Source organism: Brucella anthropi ATCC 49188 (assembly GCF_000017405.1).
GTDB lineage: Bacteria > Pseudomonadota > Alphaproteobacteria > Rhizobiales > Rhizobiaceae > Brucella > Brucella anthropi.
Genome location: NC_009667.1, coordinates 490,951 through 511,390 on the forward strand (window position 1 = coordinate 490,951; position 20,440 = coordinate 511,390).

Genomic DNA, 20,440 nt, shown 5'->3' on the forward strand with positions numbered 1-20,440 from the left:
TCTCCATTCCGTTGAAAATCTTTATTTCCATATAATGATATGCATTTCCATTTTTTGATAATAACATTCATAAATGGAGAGTAATTCCATAGGAGGATTGGCCATGGCCAGAATGCGTGCAGTCGATGCAGCCGTGCTTGTGCTGGAAAGAGAAGGGATCAATTGTGCTTTCGGTGTACCGGGCGCAGCGATCAATCCATTTTATTCGGCGATGAAAGCGCGCGGCTCGATCCGCCACATACTGGCGCGTCATGTCGAAGGTGCTTCGCATATGGCCGAGGGCTATACCCGCGCAAAGCATGGCAATCTTGGCGTCTGCATCGGCACGTCCGGCCCTGCCGGAACGGATATGATTACGGGCCTTTATTCGGCTTCGGCTGACTCGATCCCGATCCTCTGCATCACGGGTCAGGCGCCACGTGCGCGTCTGGACAAGGAAGACTTTCAGGCGGTCGATATCGCCAAGATCGCAGCCCCCGTCACCAAGTGGGCGGTCACGGTCATGGAACCGGCATTGGTGCCTTTTGTTTTCCAGAAGGCGTTTCACATCATGAAGTCGGGCCGTCCCGGTCCGGTTCTGATCGACCTGCCGATTGATGTCCAGCTTGCCGAAATCGAATTCGACATCGACACTTACCAGCCGATGGAAGCCTACAAGCCTGCTGCCACGCGGGCACAGGCCGAAAAGGCGCTCGCCATGCTGAACGAGGCGGAACGTCCGCTGATCGTTGCTGGTGGCGGCATCATCAATGCCGATGCGTCCGATCTCCTGGTTGAGCTCGCCGAAATCACAGGCATTCCGGTCATCCCGACCCTGATGGGCTGGGGCGTCATTCCCGACGACCATCGCCTGATGGCAGGCATGTGCGGTCTGCAGACCTCGCACCGCTATGGCAATGCCAATTTGCTGGCCTCCGATGTCGTCATCGGCATCGGTAACCGCTGGGCAAACCGTCACACGGGTAATGTCGACACCTATAAGAAAGATCGCAAGTTCATCCATATCGACATTGAGCCGACGCAGATCGGCCGTGTCTTTGCACCGGACTTCGGTATCGTTTCGGATGCAGGCAAGGCGCTGAAGCTGCTGCTGGACGTTGCGACCGAATGGAAGTCTGCAGGCAAGCTGCGTGACTGGTCGGACTGGGCCAAGGAATGCGGCGAGCGCAAGCGCACCATGCTGCGCAAGACGCATTTCGATCAGACGCCGCTCAAGCCGCAGCGCGTTTATGAGGAGATGAACAAGGCATTCGGTCGCGATACCTGCTATGTCACGACCATCGGCCTTAGCCAGATCGCGGGCGCGCAGTTCCTGCATGTCTATCGCCCACGCAACTGGATCAATTGCGGTCAGGCCGGTCCGCTCGGCTGGACGCTGCCAGCAGCGCTCGGCGTGCGTGCTGCCGATCCTGACCGTCCGATTGTGGCACTTTCCGGCGACTATGATTTCCAGTTCATGATCGAGGAACTGGCGGTCGGCGCACAGCACAAGCTGCCCTACATTCATGTGGTCGTGAACAATTCCTATCTCGGCCTCATTCGGCAGGCGCAGCGCGGCTTCAACATGGATTTCGAGGTGAGCCTCGCCTTCGACAACATCAATGCCAATGGCGACGCGGAAAAGGGCTATGGCGTCGATCACGTAGCTGTCGCCGAAGGCCTCGGTTGCAAGGCGATCCGGGTTCGCAGCCCCAACCAGTTTACTGAGAGTTTTGAACAGGCAAAAGCGCTTATGGCGGAGCATCAGGTGCCGGTGGTTCTGGAATTCATCCTGGAACGCGTTACCAATATTTCCATGGGTGTCGACATCGATCAGGTTGTCGAATTCGAGGAACTGGCCGAACGTGGCGAAGATGCGCCGACCGCTATCGCAGCACTTTTGGATTAACGTAACGTCGATTTACGACTTCGTTTCCCCCTCATCCTGAGGTGCGGAGCGTAGCGAAGCCTCGAAGGACGAGGGCAGGCACGGTGCATTTTCCCTCGCCCTTCGAGACGCCTCCCCTCGACAAGCTCGGGAGGCTCCTCAGGATGAGGGAAAAGAACAAGGTTGAGGGTGATTCCAGGAAAATTGCGAAATGGCTTTTTCCAGAATTGCGCAAATAGAGAATTATAAGGAGGCGAAAATGCCGAGATTTGCAGCCAATCTCACAATGCTTTTTAATGAAGTGCCTTTCATGGACCGCTTCGCACTGGCCGCAAAGGCCGGTTTCACCGGGGTGGAATATCTCTTCCCTTACGAGTTCAACCGGCATGAGCTGAAGGCGGCGCTGACCAAGCATAATCTGGCGCAGGTCCTGCACAATCTGCCTGCGGGCAATTGGGCTGGCGGCGAGCGTGGCATTGCGGTTCTGCCGGATCGCGTCGATGATTTCCGGCGCGGTGTGGCCGATGCCATCGATTATGCCACGACGCTCAACTGTTCGCAGGTCAACTGCCTTTCCGGCATTGCCCCGCAAGGTGTCGATCCGGACGTTTTGCGCGCCACTTTTGTCAGCAATCTGCGTCTGGCGGCAAAGGAACTGGGCAAGCATGGCATTCGCCTGCTGATCGAGCCGATCAACCACTATGATATTCCGGGCTTCTATCTCAACACGGTGGAGCAGGCGGTTTCGATCATCGACGAAGTGGGCAGCAACAACCTGTTCATCCAGTACGATCTCTACCATCAGCAGCGGACACGCGGCGAGCTGGTTGCAACGTATGAACGTTACAGGCCGCTGATTGCCCATGTTCAGCTTGCCGATAATCCGGGCCGCAATGAGCCGGGCACCGGTGAGATCAATTATCCGAACGTGTTCGAAGCACTGAAAAACGCCGGATACAAGGGCTGGATCGGCTGCGAATACAAGCCGAAGACCACCACTGAAGAAGGCCTCGGCTGGTTCAAGAACCATGAAGCCGAACGGCTGACCGCATAAATTAAAGCGCATCCCGAAAAGTGTGAAACGGTTTTCGGACAAGATGCGCGTACAGGTAAAAGATTAGAGTGCTGATCTGATGAGATCAGATCGACAAGCGCTCTAGATTAGGGAGTAAGCGACATGGCCAAGATAGGCTTCATCGGACTGGGGATCATGGGTACGCCGATGGCGCGTCATTTGCAGGATGCGGGACATCAGCTCTTCACCTCCCGGTTCAATCCTCCACCGCGCCAGGAGCTGATCGACAACGGTCTGCAAATTCTGGAAACGCCGAAGGCTGTTGCCGAAGAGTGCGACACCATTATCCTCATGCTGCCGGACACGCCGCAGGTAGCCGAAGTTATTTTCGGCGAGGGTGGTGCGATCGGTGGTCTCGGCAAAGGCAAGTTGCTCATCGACATGAGCTCGATTTCCCCCATCGAGACAAAAGAGTTTGCGAAGAAGGTCCGTGCGACAGGTGGCGAATATGTCGATGCACCGGTTTCGGGCGGTGAGGTCGGCGCGAAGAATGCCAGCCTCTCCATCATGGCTGGCGGCTCGCAGGAATCGTTCGACCGCGCTCTGCCACTCCTGAAACTCATGGGCAAGAACATCACGCTCGTCGGCGATTGCGGTGATGGCCAGACCACCAAGGTTGCAAACCAGATCATCGTCGCACTCAACATCGAGGCTGTTGCCGAAGCGCTGGTTTTCGCTTCCAAGGCAGGCGCGGACCCGGCAAAGGTGCGCGAAGCCCTGATGGGCGGCTTTGCATCGTCCCGCATTCTCGAAGTGCATGGCGAACGCATGATCAAGCGGACCTTCGATCCGGGCTTCCGCATTTCGCTGCACCAGAAGGATTTGAACCTTGCGCTGCAAGGTGCAAAGGCGCTCGGTGTTTCGCTGCCGAACACGGCCATGGCACAGGAACTGTTCAATTCCTGCGCGGCGCATGGCGATGATGGTCTCGACCATTCCGGTCTCGTGCGTGCGCTTGAACGCATGGCAAACCACGAGGTAGCCTAACTCAGGGATTTGATTTCTCTGGAGGGAGAGGGTGGAGCTGGCTGCTTGGAGGAGGTGGCCGGCTCCATTGATTTTATATGCGGGGCACGAAATAGTGCCGTCAAACGATAATCAAAGCTGGGAATCTCATGACAGCCATCTCCGATCCGAAGAAATTTCTGACCAGCCTTTTTGATGCCGCTGTCGCGGCTGCCGATCCTGAACTGGTGATCCGCGCCAATCTTCCGGCCAAGCCGAAGGGACGAACGATTGTCATCGGTGCGGGTAAGGGATCGGCGCAGATGGCGGCGGCTTTCGAACGTGCCTGGGAAGCTCCACTGGAGGGCGTGGTGGTTACACGTTACGGCTATGGCACGCCCTGCGAGCGTATCGAGATTATCGAGGCCGCGCATCCGGTTCCTGATGAAGCAGGACTTCAAGCCTCGAAGCGGCTGTTCGATGCAGTGTCGAACCTGACGGAAGATGACCTCGTGGTAGCGCTTGTTTCCGGTGGTGGGTCTGCCTTGCTGCCGTCGCCGCCGGAAGGATTGACGCTTGAGGACGAAATCGCCGTCAACAAGATCCTGCTCGCCTCCGGTGCGCCGATTTCGGCCATGAATGCGGTCCGCAAACATCTGTCGACGATCAAGGGCGGCAGGCTCGCCGCAGCCGCGCATCCGGCAAAGGTCTTTTCGCTCGTTGTCTCGGATATTCCAGGCGATAATCCGGCCTTCGTGGCTTCTGGCCCGACTGTGCCGGACGAGACAAACCGCGATGAGGCTTTGAAGATCATCGAACGCTATAGACTGGAACTGCCCGATGCTGTGCTTGCGCACATCAAGAGCGAGAAGGCTCACGCGCCAAAGCCGGACGACAAGGTTTTTGCAGGCAATGAAGTGCGCGTCATTGCTTCCGCTGCCGTTTCGCTGGAAGCGGCAGTGAAGGAAGCCGCGCGTCATGGCGTCGAAGCGGTGATCCTCTCCGATGCGATGGAAGGCGAGGCGCGGGAAGTGGCGCATGTTCATGCGGCGATTGCCCGCGAGGTGGCCGACCGTGACCGCCCGTTCAGGAAGCCAGTGGTCATTCTGTCAGGCGGTGAGACGACCGTCACCATTCGCGGCAAGGGCGGCAAGGGCGGACGCAACAGCGAGTTCCTGCTGTCTTTTGCCCTCGATATTGATGGTTATGACAATATCCATGCGCTGGCCGCTGACACGGATGGTATCGACGGATCGGAGGACAATGCAGGAGCCTTTGCTGATGGTTCCACTGTTTTGCGTCTGCAAAAAGCGGGCGAGGATGGCGCGGCGCGGCTCAACGCCAATGATGCATGGACGGCATTCGACGCCATCGGCGATCTGTTCGTACCGGGGCCAACCGGCACGAATGTCAATGATCTCAGAGCTATTTTGATAGTGGCTTAGACTCATCGTCCAACAGGATGCGACTGGCCGCTCCATCCAGATCGTCGTACTGGCCGTTCTTCAACGACCAGAGAAAGGCGACAAGGCCAAGCAGGCCCAGAAACAGCGCGATTGGAATGAGAAAGAGAAGTCCGCTCATTTGTGCGCTTCCTTGATGATAGCAACAGGCGCGATGGTCTTCTGCGTCTGTTGCTTTTGTTTTCCGGCCCGCAACCGCAATGCGTTGCTGACCACCACGATGGACGATAGCGACATCGAAAGCGCAGCCACCAGCGGGGTGACATAGCCAAAAATCGCAATCGGCACGGCTATGATATTATAGCCGATGGAAAGCGCAAAATTCTGACTGATCAACCGGCCCGCTTCCTTCGAGACGGCAAAGGCAAGCGGTACTGCCGACAGGCTTTCGCGCAGAAAGACGAAATCCGCTGCATTGCGGCCAATGTCGGCTGCCGTCGCCGGGGCCATGGAAACATGGGCGGCGACAAGGGCCGGAGCATCGTTCAATCCGTCGCCGACCATCAAAACCTTGCTGCCTTCTCTCGACAGCTTCTGCACCAGCTCCGACTTGTCGGCAGGCAGTACCTGAGCCTGAAAATTGTCGACGCCGAGATAACCTGCAAGCCTCTCGACGGCAGGCAGCCTGTCGCCGGAAATGATGCCAAGCTTCAGGCCGTTGCGCTTCAGTGTGGCGATGGCTCCGGCAGCGTCCTCGCGCGGCTGATCTTCAAAGCGGAAGGTCTGAACCAGCTTGCCATCAATGGAAAGACAGGTTTCTGGGCCATCTGCATGAGGCATGACAGCGGTACCATCCGCCCAGTCCCGCTTGCCAAGCCGATAGATGGAGCCGTTCAGTTCCGCTTCGATGCCTGCGCCCGGCACTTCCTCGATACGGGTAAAGGCAGTCATCGGTTTTGCGCCCGAGAACAGCGCAAGTGCGCGCGACAAAGGATGGCGCGAATAAAGCGACAGCTCCGCAGCGATCTCCAGATTGTGGGGATCAATCGCATCGGCATTAATCAGTCTCGGCTGACCGAGGGTCAATGTGCCGGTCTTGTCGAAAATGGCAGTGTCGATCTCGGCCATCCGTTCCATGGCGGAGCCGTCCTTGATCATGATGCCGTTTTCGAACAGGCGACGGGCCGCAACCACCTGCACAATCGGCACTGCAAGGGCGAGCGCGCAAGGGCAGGTGATGATGAGGGTGCAGATCGCGATATAGATCGAGCGATACCAGTCGCCACCGGTGTAGATCATCCAGCCGACGAAGGCCGCAAAGGCGATGGTATGGACCATCGGCACGTAGAGTTCGGAAGCACGGTCGGCAAGACGACGATAATAAGCGCGGCCGCCTTCGGCGACATCCATCAGTCGCACCATTTCAGCAAGGAAGGAATCCTTGGCTTCCGCCGTAGCGCGGATGACAAGCGGCGTGGAGAGATTGAGCGTGCCCGCGCGAATATCCGAGCCGGGACCGACCGGGACCGCATCGCTTTCACCCGATGCAATGGCACAATCAAGTTCCGAACGGCCTTCCTCCACCTTGGCATCAACGGGGACGCGTTCGCCAGCGGCAAGAATGATGCGCATTCCGGGGCGGATTTCGTTGACCGGCAGGTAATTGCGTTCGTCGTTCTCGCCGATCACCACCGCGCCGCGGCTGCCGAGCTGCGCCAGACCGCGCACGGCGGAACGGGCACGGGCGCGCATCATGTAATCGAGCGTGCGGCCGATCAGCAGGAAGAACAGCAGTGTCACCGATGCGTCGAAATAGGCGTGCTGGCCATGGTTCATCGTCTCATAAACGCTCATGCCGAAGGCAAGCGTGATTGCGAGTGCAATCGGCACATCCATGTTGACGCGCCGTGCGCGCAGCGCATTCCAGGCGGAAACATAGAAAATGCGACCCGAATAGATCAGCGTCGGCAGGGCGATAAGGCCGGAAATCCAGTGAAACATGTCGCGTGTCGCGGCATCCGCGCCCGACCAGACCGCGACCGATAAAAGCATGACATTGCTCGAAGCAAAGGCCGCGACGCCAAGTGCGATCAGGAGCCGCGTGAAGGTCGGATCCTTGTCCTGCGCCATATCGAAGATATGGGCTTCATAACCGAGCCTGCGCAGCGGATCGACCACATCTGGCGGCGTCTCGCCATCTTTCCAGCGCACGGTGACGCGGCGCGCCGTCAGGTTGACGCGGACATAGACAACGCCCGCGATCTTGCCGAGCGTCTCCTCGATATTCTTGATGCACAGGCCGCAATGAACACCGGGAACCGACAGGTCGAGCTGGCGAAAGCCGTCTCCAAGCGCACGGCTTGCGACCTGCATTTCATCTACCGAGACGGCCTGAACAACGGTCGCTATCTGTGCATTCTCGACGCAGCAGCTCATAGTATCCTCCCGTCCTTCACAAGAACGCGGATGATGTGGCGATAGGGGTCTTCAAGACCGGCATCGGCATTCACTTCCATGATCCATGCACCCTCGCCCAGTTCCAGCGGAGCGGTCAGCACGCCGGGCTCGCGGACTGTCAGCGTGACCTTGGTGTCGTGCACATCGCCGACCGGGCGCTTGAACTCAACCGTGCCGCCGGTCATGGCGACGGCCTTGCCGTCACGATCGGCCAGCTGCCAGGTGAAGATGCCGCTTTCAAAAGCAGGCTTCGACTGCCATTGCAGCGCGGCCTGCTCCTTGCCGGTCTGTGCCTTGTCGTTGAACTCCTGACTGGCGACATAGGTGTTCTTCACCACCAGCCCGCTCCAGCTATGGATGGCATTATAGGCCATGGTCAGATTGACGGCGATAATGACACCGAAGAAAGCGACCATGATGCCCAGCATATGCCAGCCGGTAAACGTGCCTGAGGTTTTCGACTTGATCGACATTATCTGCCCTCCGGTGCCATGAAAGTTGCCATGTAGCGTGCATGTTCCGCGCCGTTTGCGTCACGCACTTCGATTTCATAGTCCTTGCGATGATCGGTAATCGCATCATGCGGCATGGTGACGAAGACACGCAACGTCTTCAGACGGTCCGGCTCCACCGGAACATCATAATTGCCGTCTGCATCCGCTGTTTCGTCCTGCACCGTCAGTGTTGCCCCCGGCAGACCTTCGATAGAGAGACGGAAGGTGCGCGGCGTCGGGATCATGTTGAGCAGCTTGACCGTGTAGCCATTGCGGATCGAGCCATCAGACAGAAGCACATATTGCGGGGTGCGATCATGCAGCACGTTGATGCCGATGCGCTGGCGCATCGACAGCGAGATGATGAGCGTCAGGCCGATCAGCGCCCATACGGCGAAGTAGAACATGCTGCGCGGACGCAACACCTTCTTCCACGACAGGTTCTGCACCTTGTCCGAGAAGCTGTTCGGCGCCTTGTAAACGCGTGCCGGGTCGATGGGCGCCGTGCCATTATTGGTCGCCAGCGCCATGTTGAAGTCGTAATCGGCAAGCGTTGCATAGGAGATGAGACCGCGCGGCTTGTCGATCTTGTCCATCACCGAATTGCAGGCATCGATGCACAGCGCACAGGTGATGCATTCCAGCTGCTGGCCGTCGCGAATGTCGATACCCATCGGGCAGGCAGCGACACAGGCATTGCAATCCACGCAGTCGCCCACGGTTTCGCCTGCGGCAATCGCCTTCTTGGAATGGCGTGAGCGTGGCTCGCCGCGCCAGTCATTATAGGTGACGGTGAGCGAATTTTCGTCCAGCATCGCAGCCTGAATGCGTGGCCACGGGCACATATAGGTGCAGACCTGCTCGCGCATCAGCCCGCCGAAAATATAGGTGGTGGCGGTGAGGATGGCGACGGTGAAATAGGCGACGGGTGCGGCCTGACCTGTCACGAAATCCATGAGCAGCTTCGGCGCATCGGCGAAATAGAAAATCCATGCGCCGCCGGTCAGAACACCGATGACGATCCAGACGGAGTGTTTGGCAACCCGCTTCCAGACCTTGTCGAAGGTCCAAGGTGCCTTGTCGAGTTTCATGCGCGCATTGCGGTCGCCTTCGATGGCGCGCTCGACGACCAGATAGAGATCGACCCAGACGGTCTGAGGGCAGGTATATCCACACCAGGCGCGGCCCGCGACGGACGTTACAAGAAACAGGCCGAGACCCGCCATGATAAGCAGTCCTGCGACGTAGTAGAATTCCTGCGGCCAGATTTCGACGAAGAAGAAATAGAAGCGGCGATTGGCAAGATCGATCAGCACCGCCTGATCGGGTGCATAGGGACCGCGATCCCAGCGCAGCCAGGGCGTCAGATAGTAGATGCCCAGTGTAATGAGCATGACAATCCATTTGAAGCGCCGGAACTCGCCCTGCACACGCTTTGGAAAAATCTTCACCCGCGCCGCATAAAGCGACTGCCCAATCTTAGAGGGGCGGGTCTTGGGGGAATTGACTGCCTGAACGTCAATGCGTTCGACATCGTCTGACATTTGCCTTGCTCCTGAAGCGTGATCCCGGAAAGACAGAAGCTGGTTTCCCGGAATGATCGCACTTGCAACAATTGAGAGCGGGGTGGTTATTCGCCGTCCGTTCCAATGCAGTGGTTTGAAGTGTATCCCGACCTGCCGTTTAAGCCGGGAGCATCTGCCCCCGCATCGGTTCCGATGCGGGGGCAGTGATTGTTACTCACCACCGCCCAGCGAATGGACGAAGATGGCAAGCTGCTTGACGGTCGCATCGCCGAGGCGTGTTTCCCATGCAGGCATGACGCCATGCTTGGGATGCGATACCTGACGCACGATGGCGTCCTCGCCGGAACCATAGAACCAGATGGCGTCTGTCAGGTTAGGCGCACCGAACTCACGCAGGCCCTTGGCATCCGCGCCATGGCAGACAGCACAGTTTTCGGCGAACACCTTCTTGCCTTCCGGCACCATTTCCGAATTGTGCGGCGTGCCGGAGAGGCTCACCACATAGGCCGCGACATCGCGGATCTGCTGTGGTTCCAGCACGTCGACAAAAGCCGGCATTTCGGAAACGCGGGTGTCGGCATCGTCCTTCGAGCGCACACCATGACGAATGGTCGTCAGAACGTCGTCGATGGAACCGCCCCACAGCCAGTCGTCATCGTTGAGGTTCGGATAGCCGGGTGCGCCCTGTGCGCCAGAACCGTGGCACTGCACGCAGTTGACGCGGAAGGCAGCAGCGCCACCGGCAATCGCATATTGGCGCAGGTTTTCATCAGCCAGAATCTCGTGCACGTCCTTGGCCTTGATCTGGTCGATAATGCCCTGGCGCTCGCTGTCGATCTTGGCGGTTTCTTCCCAGAAGGCGCCACGGCTCGACCAGCCGAGCACGCCGCCGGTGGAACTGGAAATCAGCGGCCAGGCGGGATAGGCGATGACATAGGCGATCGCCCAGAAAATGGTGGCGTAGAATGTCCACAGCCACCAGCGGGGCATTGGATTGTCGAGTTCCTTGATGCCGTCCCATTCGTGGCCGGTCGTCGCTACGCCGGTGACATCGTCAATTTGCTTGTCAGTCATTTGCGTCATCCTTGAAAGGAATGTCCTTCGCGTGGTCGGCTATCTGCTTGCTGCCTGGCCGGAAGGCGTAGAAGACGACGAAGAGGAAAAAGAGCGCCATGCCGAGCAAACCCCAGCTATCGGCGAACGTGCGCATGGTATTGTAATCCATCGCTAAATCTCCGCTTTATCTCGCTTTGGGGGACTGGTCGTAGGTCGAGAAATCGACCAGTGTGCCGAGCATCTGGAGATAGGCGATGAGTGCGTCCATCTCCGAGATCATCTGCGGATTGCCGTCGAAATCACCGAGCTTGGCCTTGGGATAGCGGGCCTCGACACCGGATGTATCGGCATCGGGCGTAGCCTGCGCCTTGAGATCGTCCAGCGCGCTGTCGATCATTTCCTGGCTGTAGGGCACACCGACCGCCACATTGGCCTTCAGATTGCCAGCAATGTTGGAGGCGTCCAGCGGACGGTTCTTCAGGAAGGCGTAGCTTGGCATGACCGATTCCGGCACCACGTCACGCGGACGGACAAGGTGCTGCACGTGCCATTCGTTCGAATAGCGGCCACCGACGCGCGCGAGGTCAGGCCCCGTGCGCTTGGAACCCCACTGGAACGAATGATCGTACATGGATTCCGCGGCAAGGCTGTAATGACCGTAGCGTTCCACCTCGTCGCGGAACGGACGGATCATCTGGCTGTGGCAAAGGTAGCAGCCTTCACGCACATAGACGTCACGGCCCGCGAGTTCCAGCGGCGAGTAGGGGCGCATGCCCTCCACCTTCTCGATTGTGTTCTCGAGATAGAAGAGCGGCGCGATTTCAACGATGCCACCGACCGTGACCACGGCGAGCGATGCGATCAGCAGCAGCGTTGCGTTTTTCTCCAGCTTGGAGTGGTTCTTTAGTATCGACATAAATCACACGCTCCTTATTCGGCAGGCTGCATGGTGGTGCCAGTTGCAGGCTGCGCACCGCCCATCGGGGCTTCGTTGCGCAGATTGCCGCGAATGGTCTGATAGACGTTCCAGGCCATCACGAAGCCACCGGCGAGGTAGAGCACGCCGCCAAGCGTACGGATGACGTAATATGGGAACATGGCGAGCACGGTTTCCGCGAAGGAATAGACGAGGAAGCCCTGATCGTCGTATTCGCGCCACATCAAGCCCTGCTGGATACCGGCAACCCACATGGCCGCCGCATAGAGAACGATGCCGAGCGTCGCCAGCCAGAAGTGCCAGTTGACCATGCGGATCGAATAGAGCCGCTGGCGGTTCCACAGCTTCGGTGCGAGATAATAGACGGCGGCAAAGGTGATCATGCCGTTCCAGCCGAGCGCACCCGCATGAACGTGACCGATGGTCCAGTCCGTATAGTGCGACAACGAATTGACGGCCTTGATCGAAAGCATCGGGCCTTCAAAGGTCGCCATGCCGTAGAAGGCGATAGCTGCAACCATCAGGCGGATGATCGGATCGGTACGGACCTTGTCCCATGCGCCGGAAAGCGTCATCAGACCGTTGATCATGCCACCCCAGGACGGCATCCACAGCATGATGGAGAACACCATGCCCAGCGTCTGCGCCCAATCGGGAACGGCGGTGTAATGCAGATGGTGCGGACCAGCCCAGATATAGAGAAAGATGATCGACCAGAAGTGCACGATCGACAGGCGGTAAGAGTAGATCGGACGCTCTGCCTGCTTGGGCACGAAATAGTACATCATGGCCAGGAATGGCACGGTCAGGAAGAAGGCAACGGCGTTATGGCCATACCACCACTGCGTCACAGCATCCTGAACGCCGGAAAAAGCCGAATAGCTCTTCACGCCGAGGAAGGAGACCGGGATCGCCAGATTGTTGATGATGTGCAACATGGCGATGGTGATGATGAAGGACAGGTAGAACCAGTTCGCCACATAGATATGCGGCTCCTTGCGCTTCAGGATCGTGCCGAGGAACACGACCAGATAGGCGACCCAGACGATGGTGAGCCAGATGTCGACATACCATTCCGGTTCTGCATATTCACGGCTCTGCGTGATGCCGAGCAGATAGCCGGTCGCAGCCATCACGATGAAGAGTTGATAGCCCCAGAATACGAACCATGCGAGATCGCCGCCGATGAGGCGGGCGCGGCAGGTGCGCTGCACGACATAGAACGATGACGCGATCAGGATGTTTCCGCCAAACGCAAAAACAACCGCAGAGGTATGCAGCGGACGCAGGCGGCCGAAGTTCAGGTAAGGTTCCAGATTGAGATCTGGAAAGGCGAGCTGCGCGGCGATAACCACACCGACCAGAAAACCGGTCACTCCCCAGAAAACCGTTGCGATGACGCCGTAGCGGATCGGGCCGTCCATATAGGTGGACTGGTCGACCTTTTTCGGCGTCAGGCCGTAATCGGCATTTCGCATCAGAAGAATGGTGAAGATGGCCAGTGTAGCGAACAGAATCCACATATGGGTTCTGAACAGCTCATCATGGGAAAATCCGGCCAGAAGCACGGCAAAAAGTGCTCCCAGACCGGAAAGGACTGTTCCAGCGGCGTAGTTCATGAAATCCCCTCGCAGCGCATGACAAGAGCCATCTCGGATGAGACAGCAATAGCGATAGGTTTCCTATCAGCGCTTAGAGAGCAGCTGTCATTGATCTAAATCAAAGACAGCTGCCAGAAGGCCCGAAAAATAGGGAAGAGAGCCTTGCTCAGGATTCGTCAATATTCCGCTTCAGCCGGATCATGATGCGGGACGCAGTATTATGTCATTCGACAATCGTGCCCGGCACGATGATTGATGCGCTTAACCCGCCTTGTGAGCGGTTTTGCAGCTGCAATTCGCCACCCATCCGTTCTGCCGCCATTTTCACAATTGCGAGGCCAAGGCCGCTGCCGGTTTCGTTGCGATGTGCGCCACGGAAGAAACGCTCGGTTACATGCGGCATTTCGCTGTCGGGAATGCCAGGTCCATTATCCTCGACAGTGAGCCTGACTTTGCCCGCTTCAGCTTCGATCCGGCAGCGCACGGCGCCATCCCTGGGCGAGTGATTGACGGCATTTTCGATCAGGTTGCGAGCAGCAAGCGTGAAGAGATGCGGGGAGGGCAACTGCACCAGCGGCATGTTGTCTGGCAATTCGATGGAAATGCCGCGCTGGACTGCGAGCATCCGCATGTCGGTGGATACCGCAACCAGAAGCTGGCACACCGGTTCGTATGCTGGTGCTTCGATCTCATCGCTGGTTTCAAGCGCTGCCAGATCCAGAAGCTGGTTGGTGAGGCGGCTGGTGCGGTCGACGCCCGCCGCGATCTGGCGCACCGCATTGGCGCGCATTTTTTCATCCTTCGCACCTTCGGCAATCTGTGCCTGCGTCTTCAGTCCGGCGAGCGGCGTCTTCAACTCATGCGCGGCAAAGATCGCAAAGTTGCGCTCGCGCTCGCGCGCCTCTTCAACGCGATGGAAAAGCCCGTTCAGCGCGGTGACGGCGGGTGCGATCTCCTTGGGCAGGTTCTGTTCGGGCAGTGGGCGCAGATCCTGCGCCTGCCGCTTGGAAAGCACGGATGCAAGGCGGCTCAGCGGGTCGAGGCCCCGCCGCACGCACAGCCAGATCATGAGCGCCAGAACCGGCAGCATCAGCAGGGCTGGCAGCACGAGGCCCGCCACGACGTTTTGCACCAGCCTTTCACGAACGCTCAGGCTGTCGCCGACCATGACACGCAGTCCGAGCTGGGTATTTTCGACAGCGAATACACGCCAGCGATCACCCGCAACTTCCGTATCGGAAAAGCCGTTTGCAACATTGGTGAGCCGCACGCCGGGCGCACTTTCGGAACGTCCCACCAGCTTGCCGTCAAGCGCCCATATCTGGCAGAACAGCTGCCGGTCATAAAGCGGAAAATCCGGCATTGGCTTCAGCGACAATTGCCCGCCATCGCCTTCCGGGCCAACCTCCACACGGTGCTCGGTCAGAAGCGAATTGACCATGCGTGCGGCCTCCATCAGGCGCGCATCGAGCACTTTTTCAAGCTGTGACTGGGTGCTGATATGGATCCACACCACCGCGAAAAGCCACACGAGACAGGTAACGCCGATCAGGATGCCGGTCAGGCGGCTGCGGATGGAATTCATGCGCTTGCCCCTGCCAGACGGTAGCCGACCCCACGCACCGTTTCGATATAATCCGAACCGAGTTTCGAGCGCAGATGATGGATATGGACTTCCACTGCGTTGCTCTCCACTTCCTCCTGCCAGCCATAAAGCGCTTCTTCCAGTGAGGATTTGGAGAAGGTGGCGGTCGGCCGTTCCATCAAGGCGCGCAGGATCGAGAATTCGCGTCGGGTCAGCCTGACGGGTTCACCATGAAGAAGCACCGACATCTCCGCCGGGTCCAGTTCCACGCCGCGCCATTCAAGCAGGGCATTGGCGCGCCCTGCACCGCGTCGGGCGACTGCGCGCACGCGGGCTGCAAGCTCATGCAGGTCGAAGGGCTTGCCGACATAATCGTCGGCACCTGCATCAAGGCCGGCAATGCGCTCGGGCACTTGATCGCGGGCAGTCAACAGTAGCACCGGTGTCTCGTCGCGGCCGCGCCGCATCGTTCTGAGGATGTCGAGGCCCGAGCCATCGGGCAGCATCAGGTCGAGCACCACGGCATGATAGTTCTGGGCGGCAAGGGCTGCTTCCGCATCGCCGCAATTGGAAACGGCATCCACGGTGAAACCGGCAAGCCCCAATCCTACGGTCAGTCCGTCGAGGAGGATCGCGTCGTCTTCTACCACGAGTATGCGCATGAGTTCCTGTTTCCGCCTTCATTGACAATTAGAAGCACACGGGCTTTTCACCGCGCCAGCTTAAGGCTGTCTTAAGGTGGCCGGAGCATTCGCCTTTTGCAACATGATCAATTTGTCCGAATCGAATTTATGCGGAAAATCGTAATGCGTTTCTTTACGGGCCTCGCTGGCTTATTCATCAGTTTGTTTCTTGCGCTCGGCCCGGCATCGGCAGCGAACCCGCTGCCGGTCGATCAGGCTTTCCGCCTGAGTGTGCTGAAGGATACGGATGGCCGTCTCGTGCTGAACTGGCAGATCGCGGATGGTTACTATCTTTATCGCGATCACATCGAGGCGAAGGACGGGCAGGGAAATGCGCTTGCCGTCGATACGCAGCCCGGCCAGCCCAAGGACGATCCGAATTTCGGACGGCTTGAAGTCTATTACACCCATGCCACAGCAAGTGTGAAAGCAGATGCACAGCCGGTGGAACTGACCTATCAGGGCTGTCAGGAAGACGGCATCTGCTACCGTCCGGAAACCAGAACCGTCGATCCGGTCACGCTCGCCATATCCAGCGAAATGGGGCAGAAGGCCAAAGCGCTGACGCAGGCATCGGTCTTCGCTCCAGCTGCTATGCCAACCGTTGAGCAGAATACGGCGTTTGCCCTTGCACCCGAAAAAGGCATGGTCGAAGGACTGCTCGATCAGGGCGGCACCGGGCTGGTGATCGCGGCGTTTCTGGCTTTCGGTGTTCTGCTTGCTTTCACGCCGTGCGTGTTTCCCATCTATCCGATCCTTGCCGGAACGCTGGCCCGCGAAGGTGAAAAGCTGACGGCAAAGCGCGGCTTCGTGCTTTCCGCCGTCTACGTCGTCAGTCTCGCACTGGGCTTTGCCGTGGTGGGTGCAATTGCAGGCTGGTCGGGGCAGAATCTGCAGATGGTGCTGCAGTCGAAATGGACCGCGCTTGCACTGGCCGGACTATTCACGCTTCTGGCGCTTTCCATGTTCGGCCTGTTCCAGATACAGCTTCCAAATTCATGGGTCAGCGCAATTTCGTCGCGTACTGGCCCCAATGGCCAGCAGCGGACAGGTTCCAAGCGGTCGGCAGCCATTCTCGGTTTCTCGTCCGTGCTGATTGTCGGCCCCTGCGTGACGGCTCCGCTTGCAGGCGCGCTGCTCTATATTGCGCAGACGGCCAATGTGGCTCTGGGCGCTTCCGCGCTCTTTGCGCTCGGTATCGGCAAGGGACTTCCGCTCATTGCGTTCGCCACGCTTGGCGCTGGCACGCTTCCGCGCGCAGGCGCATGGATGGAAACGGTGAAGCAGATTTTCGGCTTCGGTTTTCTGGCAACCGCAATCTTCATGGCCGCCCCGCTTCTGCCGCCCGGCGTGGACATGGTGCTGTGGGCGCTCCTGCTTTTCGGGGCTGCAAGTTTCGCATTTCTGAGGATTCCGGGGCGCAGCGTTGTGGCGCGCACAATCGGCACCGCAGCCTTCGTTTACGGTGTCATTTTGATGCTCGGCGTGGCTTCGGGCGGAAAAGACCCGTTGCAACCGCTGGCCGCATTCGGTAACCGTGGCGGCAACCAGAATCTGGCCGCGCTGCAATTTGCGCCGGTCGAGACTGTTTCTTCCCTTCAGGAGAAACTTGTTGAAGCGCGCGGCGACAAGCCGACGCTTGTCTATTTCACGGCGGACTGGTGCGTAAGCTGCTCCACCGTGGAGCGCCGGGTTTTGCCCGACGCGAGCGTGAAGAAGGCGCTGGGCGACTATCAGCTCATCAAGGCGGATATTTCGCAGCTTACCAGCGGCAATGCCGATCTTATGGCAAAGCTTGGTGTCGCCGGCCCGCCGACGATGATCTTCTTCGATCGCATCAGCAAAGAACCGGAGGGGACCAGATTGGTGGGCGATGTCACGACCGCCTCTATCGAACGTTCGGTAGGCCTTGTGAGCGCTGACTAGAGCATTTCCAGCAAAACTGCGAAGCGGTTTTGCGTCGGATAATGCAAAAAAACAAAGAGATAGAGCATTTCCGATGGCTCAGGAAAAACAGGAAATGCTCTAGAAATAAAGGATTTCAAGATGGCCCGGGGGCAAGGAAATTGATGGTACTGAATGAAAAGCCGGATGCACGGAGATCGCTGCTACGGATGGCTGTGGTTGCCTGTCTGCCTTTTGCTGCCGCAGCATGTACGACCGCATCCGCAGATCGACCGATTGCCGTTACCATGCCGCAGACTGTTGCTTTCACGCCGGAGCCTGTTGCCGTTGAACCGGTCAGCGAACCGGCACCGGAAGTACAAACGGCCAAGAGCGAATATGAGACCATGTATGGCGCGGTGAACGACCGCGGCAATCTCATTCCGGCACTTGATCTCAGCAAGATTGCGGATCGCAATCTGCGCCGGGAAGTCGATTATGCCACGACGGAGCCGGTTGGCACTATCGTGGTCGATCCCTATGCGCGCTATCTCTATCTCGTGCAGCCGGGCGGCAAGGCGATCCGTTATTCTGTGGGTGTCGGTCGCGCTGGTCTGACTTTCAAGGGTGATGCCAAGCTTGCATACAAGTCGCAGTGGCCGCGCTGGACGCCGACAGCCAACATGATCAAGCGCAATCCGGAACATTACGCAAAATACGCCAATGGTCTGGAAGGCGGCATCCGCAACCCGCTCGGTGCCCGTGCGCTTTATCTTTATCGTGATGGCAAGGACACGCTGTACCGCATCCACGGCACCAACGAGCCCTGGTCCGTCGGCAAGGCGGCATCGTCCGGCTGCATCCGTCTCTACAATCAGGACATTCTCGATCTCTACAAGCGCGCCACCGCCGGTGCGCGTGTCGTCGTGTTGGATAAATCCCAGTCTGGAGCAAAGGCGGGGAAAGGAGCAAGCTCATGATGAATCGTCGTCAGATACTGGCAGCAACGGCAGCCGGTGCCGCAACGATTGCGATTTCAGGCGGCGAAAGCCTTGCACAGCGCGTGCCGACGGTTGCGGAAGTGCTTTACGACAAGGAAATTCCGGTTCTGGGCAACCCGAACGGCAATGTGACCATCGTGGAATATTTCGATTACCAATGCCCCTATTGCAAGAAGGGGCATGGCGAGCTGATGCGCGTGGTCAAGAATGACGGCAATGTTCGCCTTGTCATGAAGGACTGGATCATCTTCGGTGACACGTCGGCCTATGCCGCACGTCTCGTTCTGGCTGCGGAAAAGTCCGGCAACTATGTGAAGGCCATGGAGGCGTTGATGGCAACGCCCGGTCGTCTTACGCCGGAACAGGTGGATACGGCACTGAAGAAGGGTGGGCTTGATCCGGCAAAGCTCAATGCAGCCTACAAAGCCGATTCCAAGCGCATCAACGCCATTCTTGAGCGCAACATGGATCAGGGCGAAGCCTTCAATTTCGGCGGTACGCCTTCCTTCGTTATCGGTACCAAGCTCTATGGCGGGGTCATGAAGGAGCCGGAACTGATCGAAGCGATCAAGGAAGCGCGGAAGGCCTAATTCAATACCATTTGTGAAAGGGCGGAGTTGAAATGCCGCCCTTTCTTGATTCAAAACGGATAATGCTGCGGGCCGTTAATGGTAATCCAGAGTGCCAAACTGGTCGATATCTGTCTTGCCACTTCATCGTCTGTCGATCGCATCCTTTCGCACTCTCCGGAGACGTATTTCGATGCTTTGAGAATATTAGCGCAATTTTACGATCAGAACTCTGTCCGACGTCATCTCCCAGGAAATATTCTTTGACCAATTGGTCCCGGTCTGGGGCACGCCATTAATGCAAATCAATCCGTAAGTACCAAGTCTGCTGGCAAGAAATGCACTTCCATTGTTGAAGTGAATTTCAGATGTATTCGGACCAGATTCATTGTCTTTTATGAAGTTGAATCGGAAGCTCGCGCCTTCAGAAAAATCCTCATCCTTTTGTCCGCTAATCTCTAGCAAGCTGGCATTAAAAATATCAAATTCAGAATTACTGATAGATGTCTTTTGAGAATAAATTATAAAACTCGCGTCTAGTATTGTTATTCTCTGGCCAAAAGCCATTTTCCCATTCGTATAAAATTCAGTTGTATAAAATTCTAATTTACTGTTTGTGATGTTTATATCATTTCCCTCGAACGCCAATACTTTGGAATTTGTATTGAGTATCGACTCGCTGATGGAGAATTCTCCGAACTTTATATTTTCTGAATCTATACTTAATGAGCTACTATTTATATATAGAATTGATCCTGTCAAATCCGTTACATCTGAGGTTAGAATGTGTGTGAGGGAGTTTTCATCTAAATATATTCTCCCAGATTCTGATATAAAGCTTGATACGTTGTGTACCAAAAAACGGCCATTGAGTATTTTTATTGTTTCGTCACCGAATGGATTATAAACATATAATGTTTGTGCATTACCCGCGAAATCAAAGATAACTTCTCCACCGGTTACTGAAATTACCGGAGTTTCTTGGTCTGCCGTCGGGTTCCAGGAAACAATGTCTGTCGCTGTGGATTGCTTCAAGGTCAGCGTTTTTCCCGGCGCATTCATCTCGAAGCTGCTTCCGTTATCCTTGGAAAAGGAGACAGCCGAGGTGCAAAGGCTCTCTTGAGATTCATAGCTGCTATCAAATACCTGTGATTTATCCGGGTCCCATGTGAACTGTTTAACCATTCTAAATTCCTTGGTGCTATTGAAAATGTATTTTAATCGATAAATAATATCGGATTGGCGGTCGAATTAAATCTAGTATTTCTTCCGGGGGAGGAGATTTATTGATTCTCTGTTTTGTTGCTGGATTTGATTTTACTGTGCGTTGAGGCAAGTTTCTGTCCGGCCAGATGAT

Annotated in this window: 18 protein-coding genes; 7 read left to right on the top strand and 11 right to left on the bottom strand. The window is 57.1% G+C overall.

Annotated elements, in window-relative coordinates:
- Positions 1-103: 103 nt before the first annotated feature.
- From gcl to OANT_RS02415, 4 genes are all read left to right on the top strand, one after another.
- Positions 104-1,888 (top strand): glyoxylate carboligase, encoded by a 1,785-nt coding sequence (gene gcl / locus OANT_RS02400; RefSeq protein WP_012090745.1) that lies wholly within the window; start codon positions 104-106, stop codon positions 1,886-1,888.
- 238 nt (positions 1,889-2,126) lie between these two features.
- Positions 2,127-2,921, top strand: coding sequence for a hydroxypyruvate isomerase (hyi, locus tag OANT_RS02405; RefSeq protein WP_012090746.1), 795 nt, complete (start codon positions 2,127-2,129; stop codon positions 2,919-2,921).
- Positions 2,922-3,044: 123 nt separating this feature from the next.
- Positions 3,045-3,929, top strand: a complete 885-nt coding sequence (locus OANT_RS02410) for a 2-hydroxy-3-oxopropionate reductase (RefSeq protein ID WP_012090747.1) — start codon at positions 3,045-3,047, stop codon at positions 3,927-3,929.
- A gap of 128 nt (positions 3,930-4,057) precedes the next feature.
- Complete coding sequence (locus OANT_RS02415; protein WP_012090748.1) at positions 4,058-5,332, top strand: glycerate kinase type-2 family protein; 1,275 nt, start codon at positions 4,058-4,060, stop codon at positions 5,330-5,332.
- Here the strand turns inward: OANT_RS02415 and ccoS are convergent.
- From ccoS to OANT_RS02465, 10 genes are all read right to left on the bottom strand, one after another.
- Positions 5,313-5,471, bottom strand: coding sequence for a cbb3-type cytochrome oxidase assembly protein CcoS (ccoS, locus tag OANT_RS02420; RefSeq protein WP_010658285.1), 159 nt, complete (start codon positions 5,469-5,471; stop codon positions 5,313-5,315). The two genes, OANT_RS02415 and ccoS, sit on opposite strands and share 20 nt — an antisense overlap.
- On the bottom strand, positions 5,468-7,726 hold the full coding sequence (locus OANT_RS02425; protein ID WP_012090749.1) for a cation-translocating P-type ATPase: 2,259 nt from the start codon (positions 7,724-7,726) through the stop codon (positions 5,468-5,470). Before OANT_RS02425 ends, ccoS begins: the two co-directional genes overlap by 4 nt.
- Positions 7,723-8,220: a FixH family protein gene (locus tag OANT_RS02430; protein WP_012090750.1), complete on the bottom strand. Its 498-nt coding sequence runs from the start codon at positions 8,218-8,220 to the stop codon at positions 7,723-7,725. Before OANT_RS02430 ends, OANT_RS02425 begins: the two co-directional genes overlap by 4 nt.
- A complete protein-coding gene (gene ccoG, locus OANT_RS02435; protein ID WP_012090751.1) occupies positions 8,220-9,785 on the bottom strand; it encodes a cytochrome c oxidase accessory protein CcoG in 1,566 nt (521 codons plus the stop codon). Before ccoG ends, OANT_RS02430 begins: the two co-directional genes overlap by 1 nt.
- 192 nt (positions 9,786-9,977) lie before the next feature.
- The gene (ccoP, locus tag OANT_RS02440) at positions 9,978-10,841 is read right to left on the bottom strand and encodes a cytochrome-c oxidase, cbb3-type subunit III (RefSeq protein ID WP_012090752.1); all 864 of its coding nucleotides are present in this window, start codon (positions 10,839-10,841) and stop codon (positions 9,978-9,980) included.
- Complete coding sequence (locus OANT_RS02445; protein ID WP_010658290.1) at positions 10,834-10,992, bottom strand: CcoQ/FixQ family Cbb3-type cytochrome c oxidase assembly chaperone; 159 nt, start codon at positions 10,990-10,992, stop codon at positions 10,834-10,836. The genes ccoP and OANT_RS02445 overlap by 8 nt, the downstream gene beginning before the upstream one ends.
- 15 nt (positions 10,993-11,007) lie before the next feature.
- Positions 11,008-11,739 carry a cytochrome-c oxidase, cbb3-type subunit II gene (gene ccoO / locus OANT_RS02450; RefSeq protein WP_010658291.1) on the bottom strand — a complete coding sequence of 244 codons (732 nt, stop codon included), beginning with the start codon at positions 11,737-11,739 and terminating at the stop codon, positions 11,008-11,010.
- Positions 11,740-11,753: 14 nt separating this feature from the next.
- Positions 11,754-13,379, bottom strand: a complete 1,626-nt coding sequence (gene ccoN / locus OANT_RS02455; protein WP_012090753.1) for a cytochrome-c oxidase, cbb3-type subunit I — start codon at positions 13,377-13,379, stop codon at positions 11,754-11,756.
- 205 nt (positions 13,380-13,584) lie between these two features.
- A complete protein-coding gene (locus OANT_RS02460) occupies positions 13,585-14,946 on the bottom strand; it encodes an ATP-binding protein (protein WP_012090754.1) in 1,362 nt (453 codons plus the stop codon).
- Positions 14,943-15,608, bottom strand: coding sequence for a response regulator (locus OANT_RS02465; protein ID WP_012090755.1), 666 nt, complete (start codon positions 15,606-15,608; stop codon positions 14,943-14,945). Before OANT_RS02465 ends, OANT_RS02460 begins: the two co-directional genes overlap by 4 nt.
- A 144-nt stretch (positions 15,609-15,752) precedes the next feature.
- Between OANT_RS02465 and dsbD the strand changes: the two genes are divergently transcribed.
- The 3 genes from dsbD to OANT_RS02480 all read left to right on the top strand — a co-directional run bounded on the left by dsbD (position 15,753) and on the right by OANT_RS02480 (position 19,104).
- Positions 15,753-17,555, top strand: coding sequence for a protein-disulfide reductase DsbD (dsbD, locus tag OANT_RS02470; RefSeq protein WP_010658295.1), 1,803 nt, complete (start codon positions 15,753-15,755; stop codon positions 17,553-17,555).
- Positions 17,556-17,698: 143 nt separating this feature from the next.
- Entirely contained in the window at positions 17,699-18,493 is a 795-nt protein-coding gene (locus OANT_RS02475) for a L,D-transpeptidase (protein ID WP_012090757.1), read from the top strand.
- Positions 18,490-19,104, top strand: coding sequence for a DsbA family protein (locus OANT_RS02480; RefSeq protein ID WP_012090758.1), 615 nt, complete (start codon positions 18,490-18,492; stop codon positions 19,102-19,104). The genes OANT_RS02475 and OANT_RS02480 overlap by 4 nt, the downstream gene beginning before the upstream one ends.
- Before the next feature lie 186 nt (positions 19,105-19,290).
- On the opposite strand, the gene OANT_RS02485 is transcribed toward OANT_RS02480, so the two are convergent.
- Positions 19,291-20,268, bottom strand: a complete 978-nt coding sequence (locus OANT_RS02485; protein WP_012090759.1) for a hypothetical protein — start codon at positions 20,266-20,268, stop codon at positions 19,291-19,293.
- Positions 20,269-20,440: the final 172 nt, after the last annotated feature.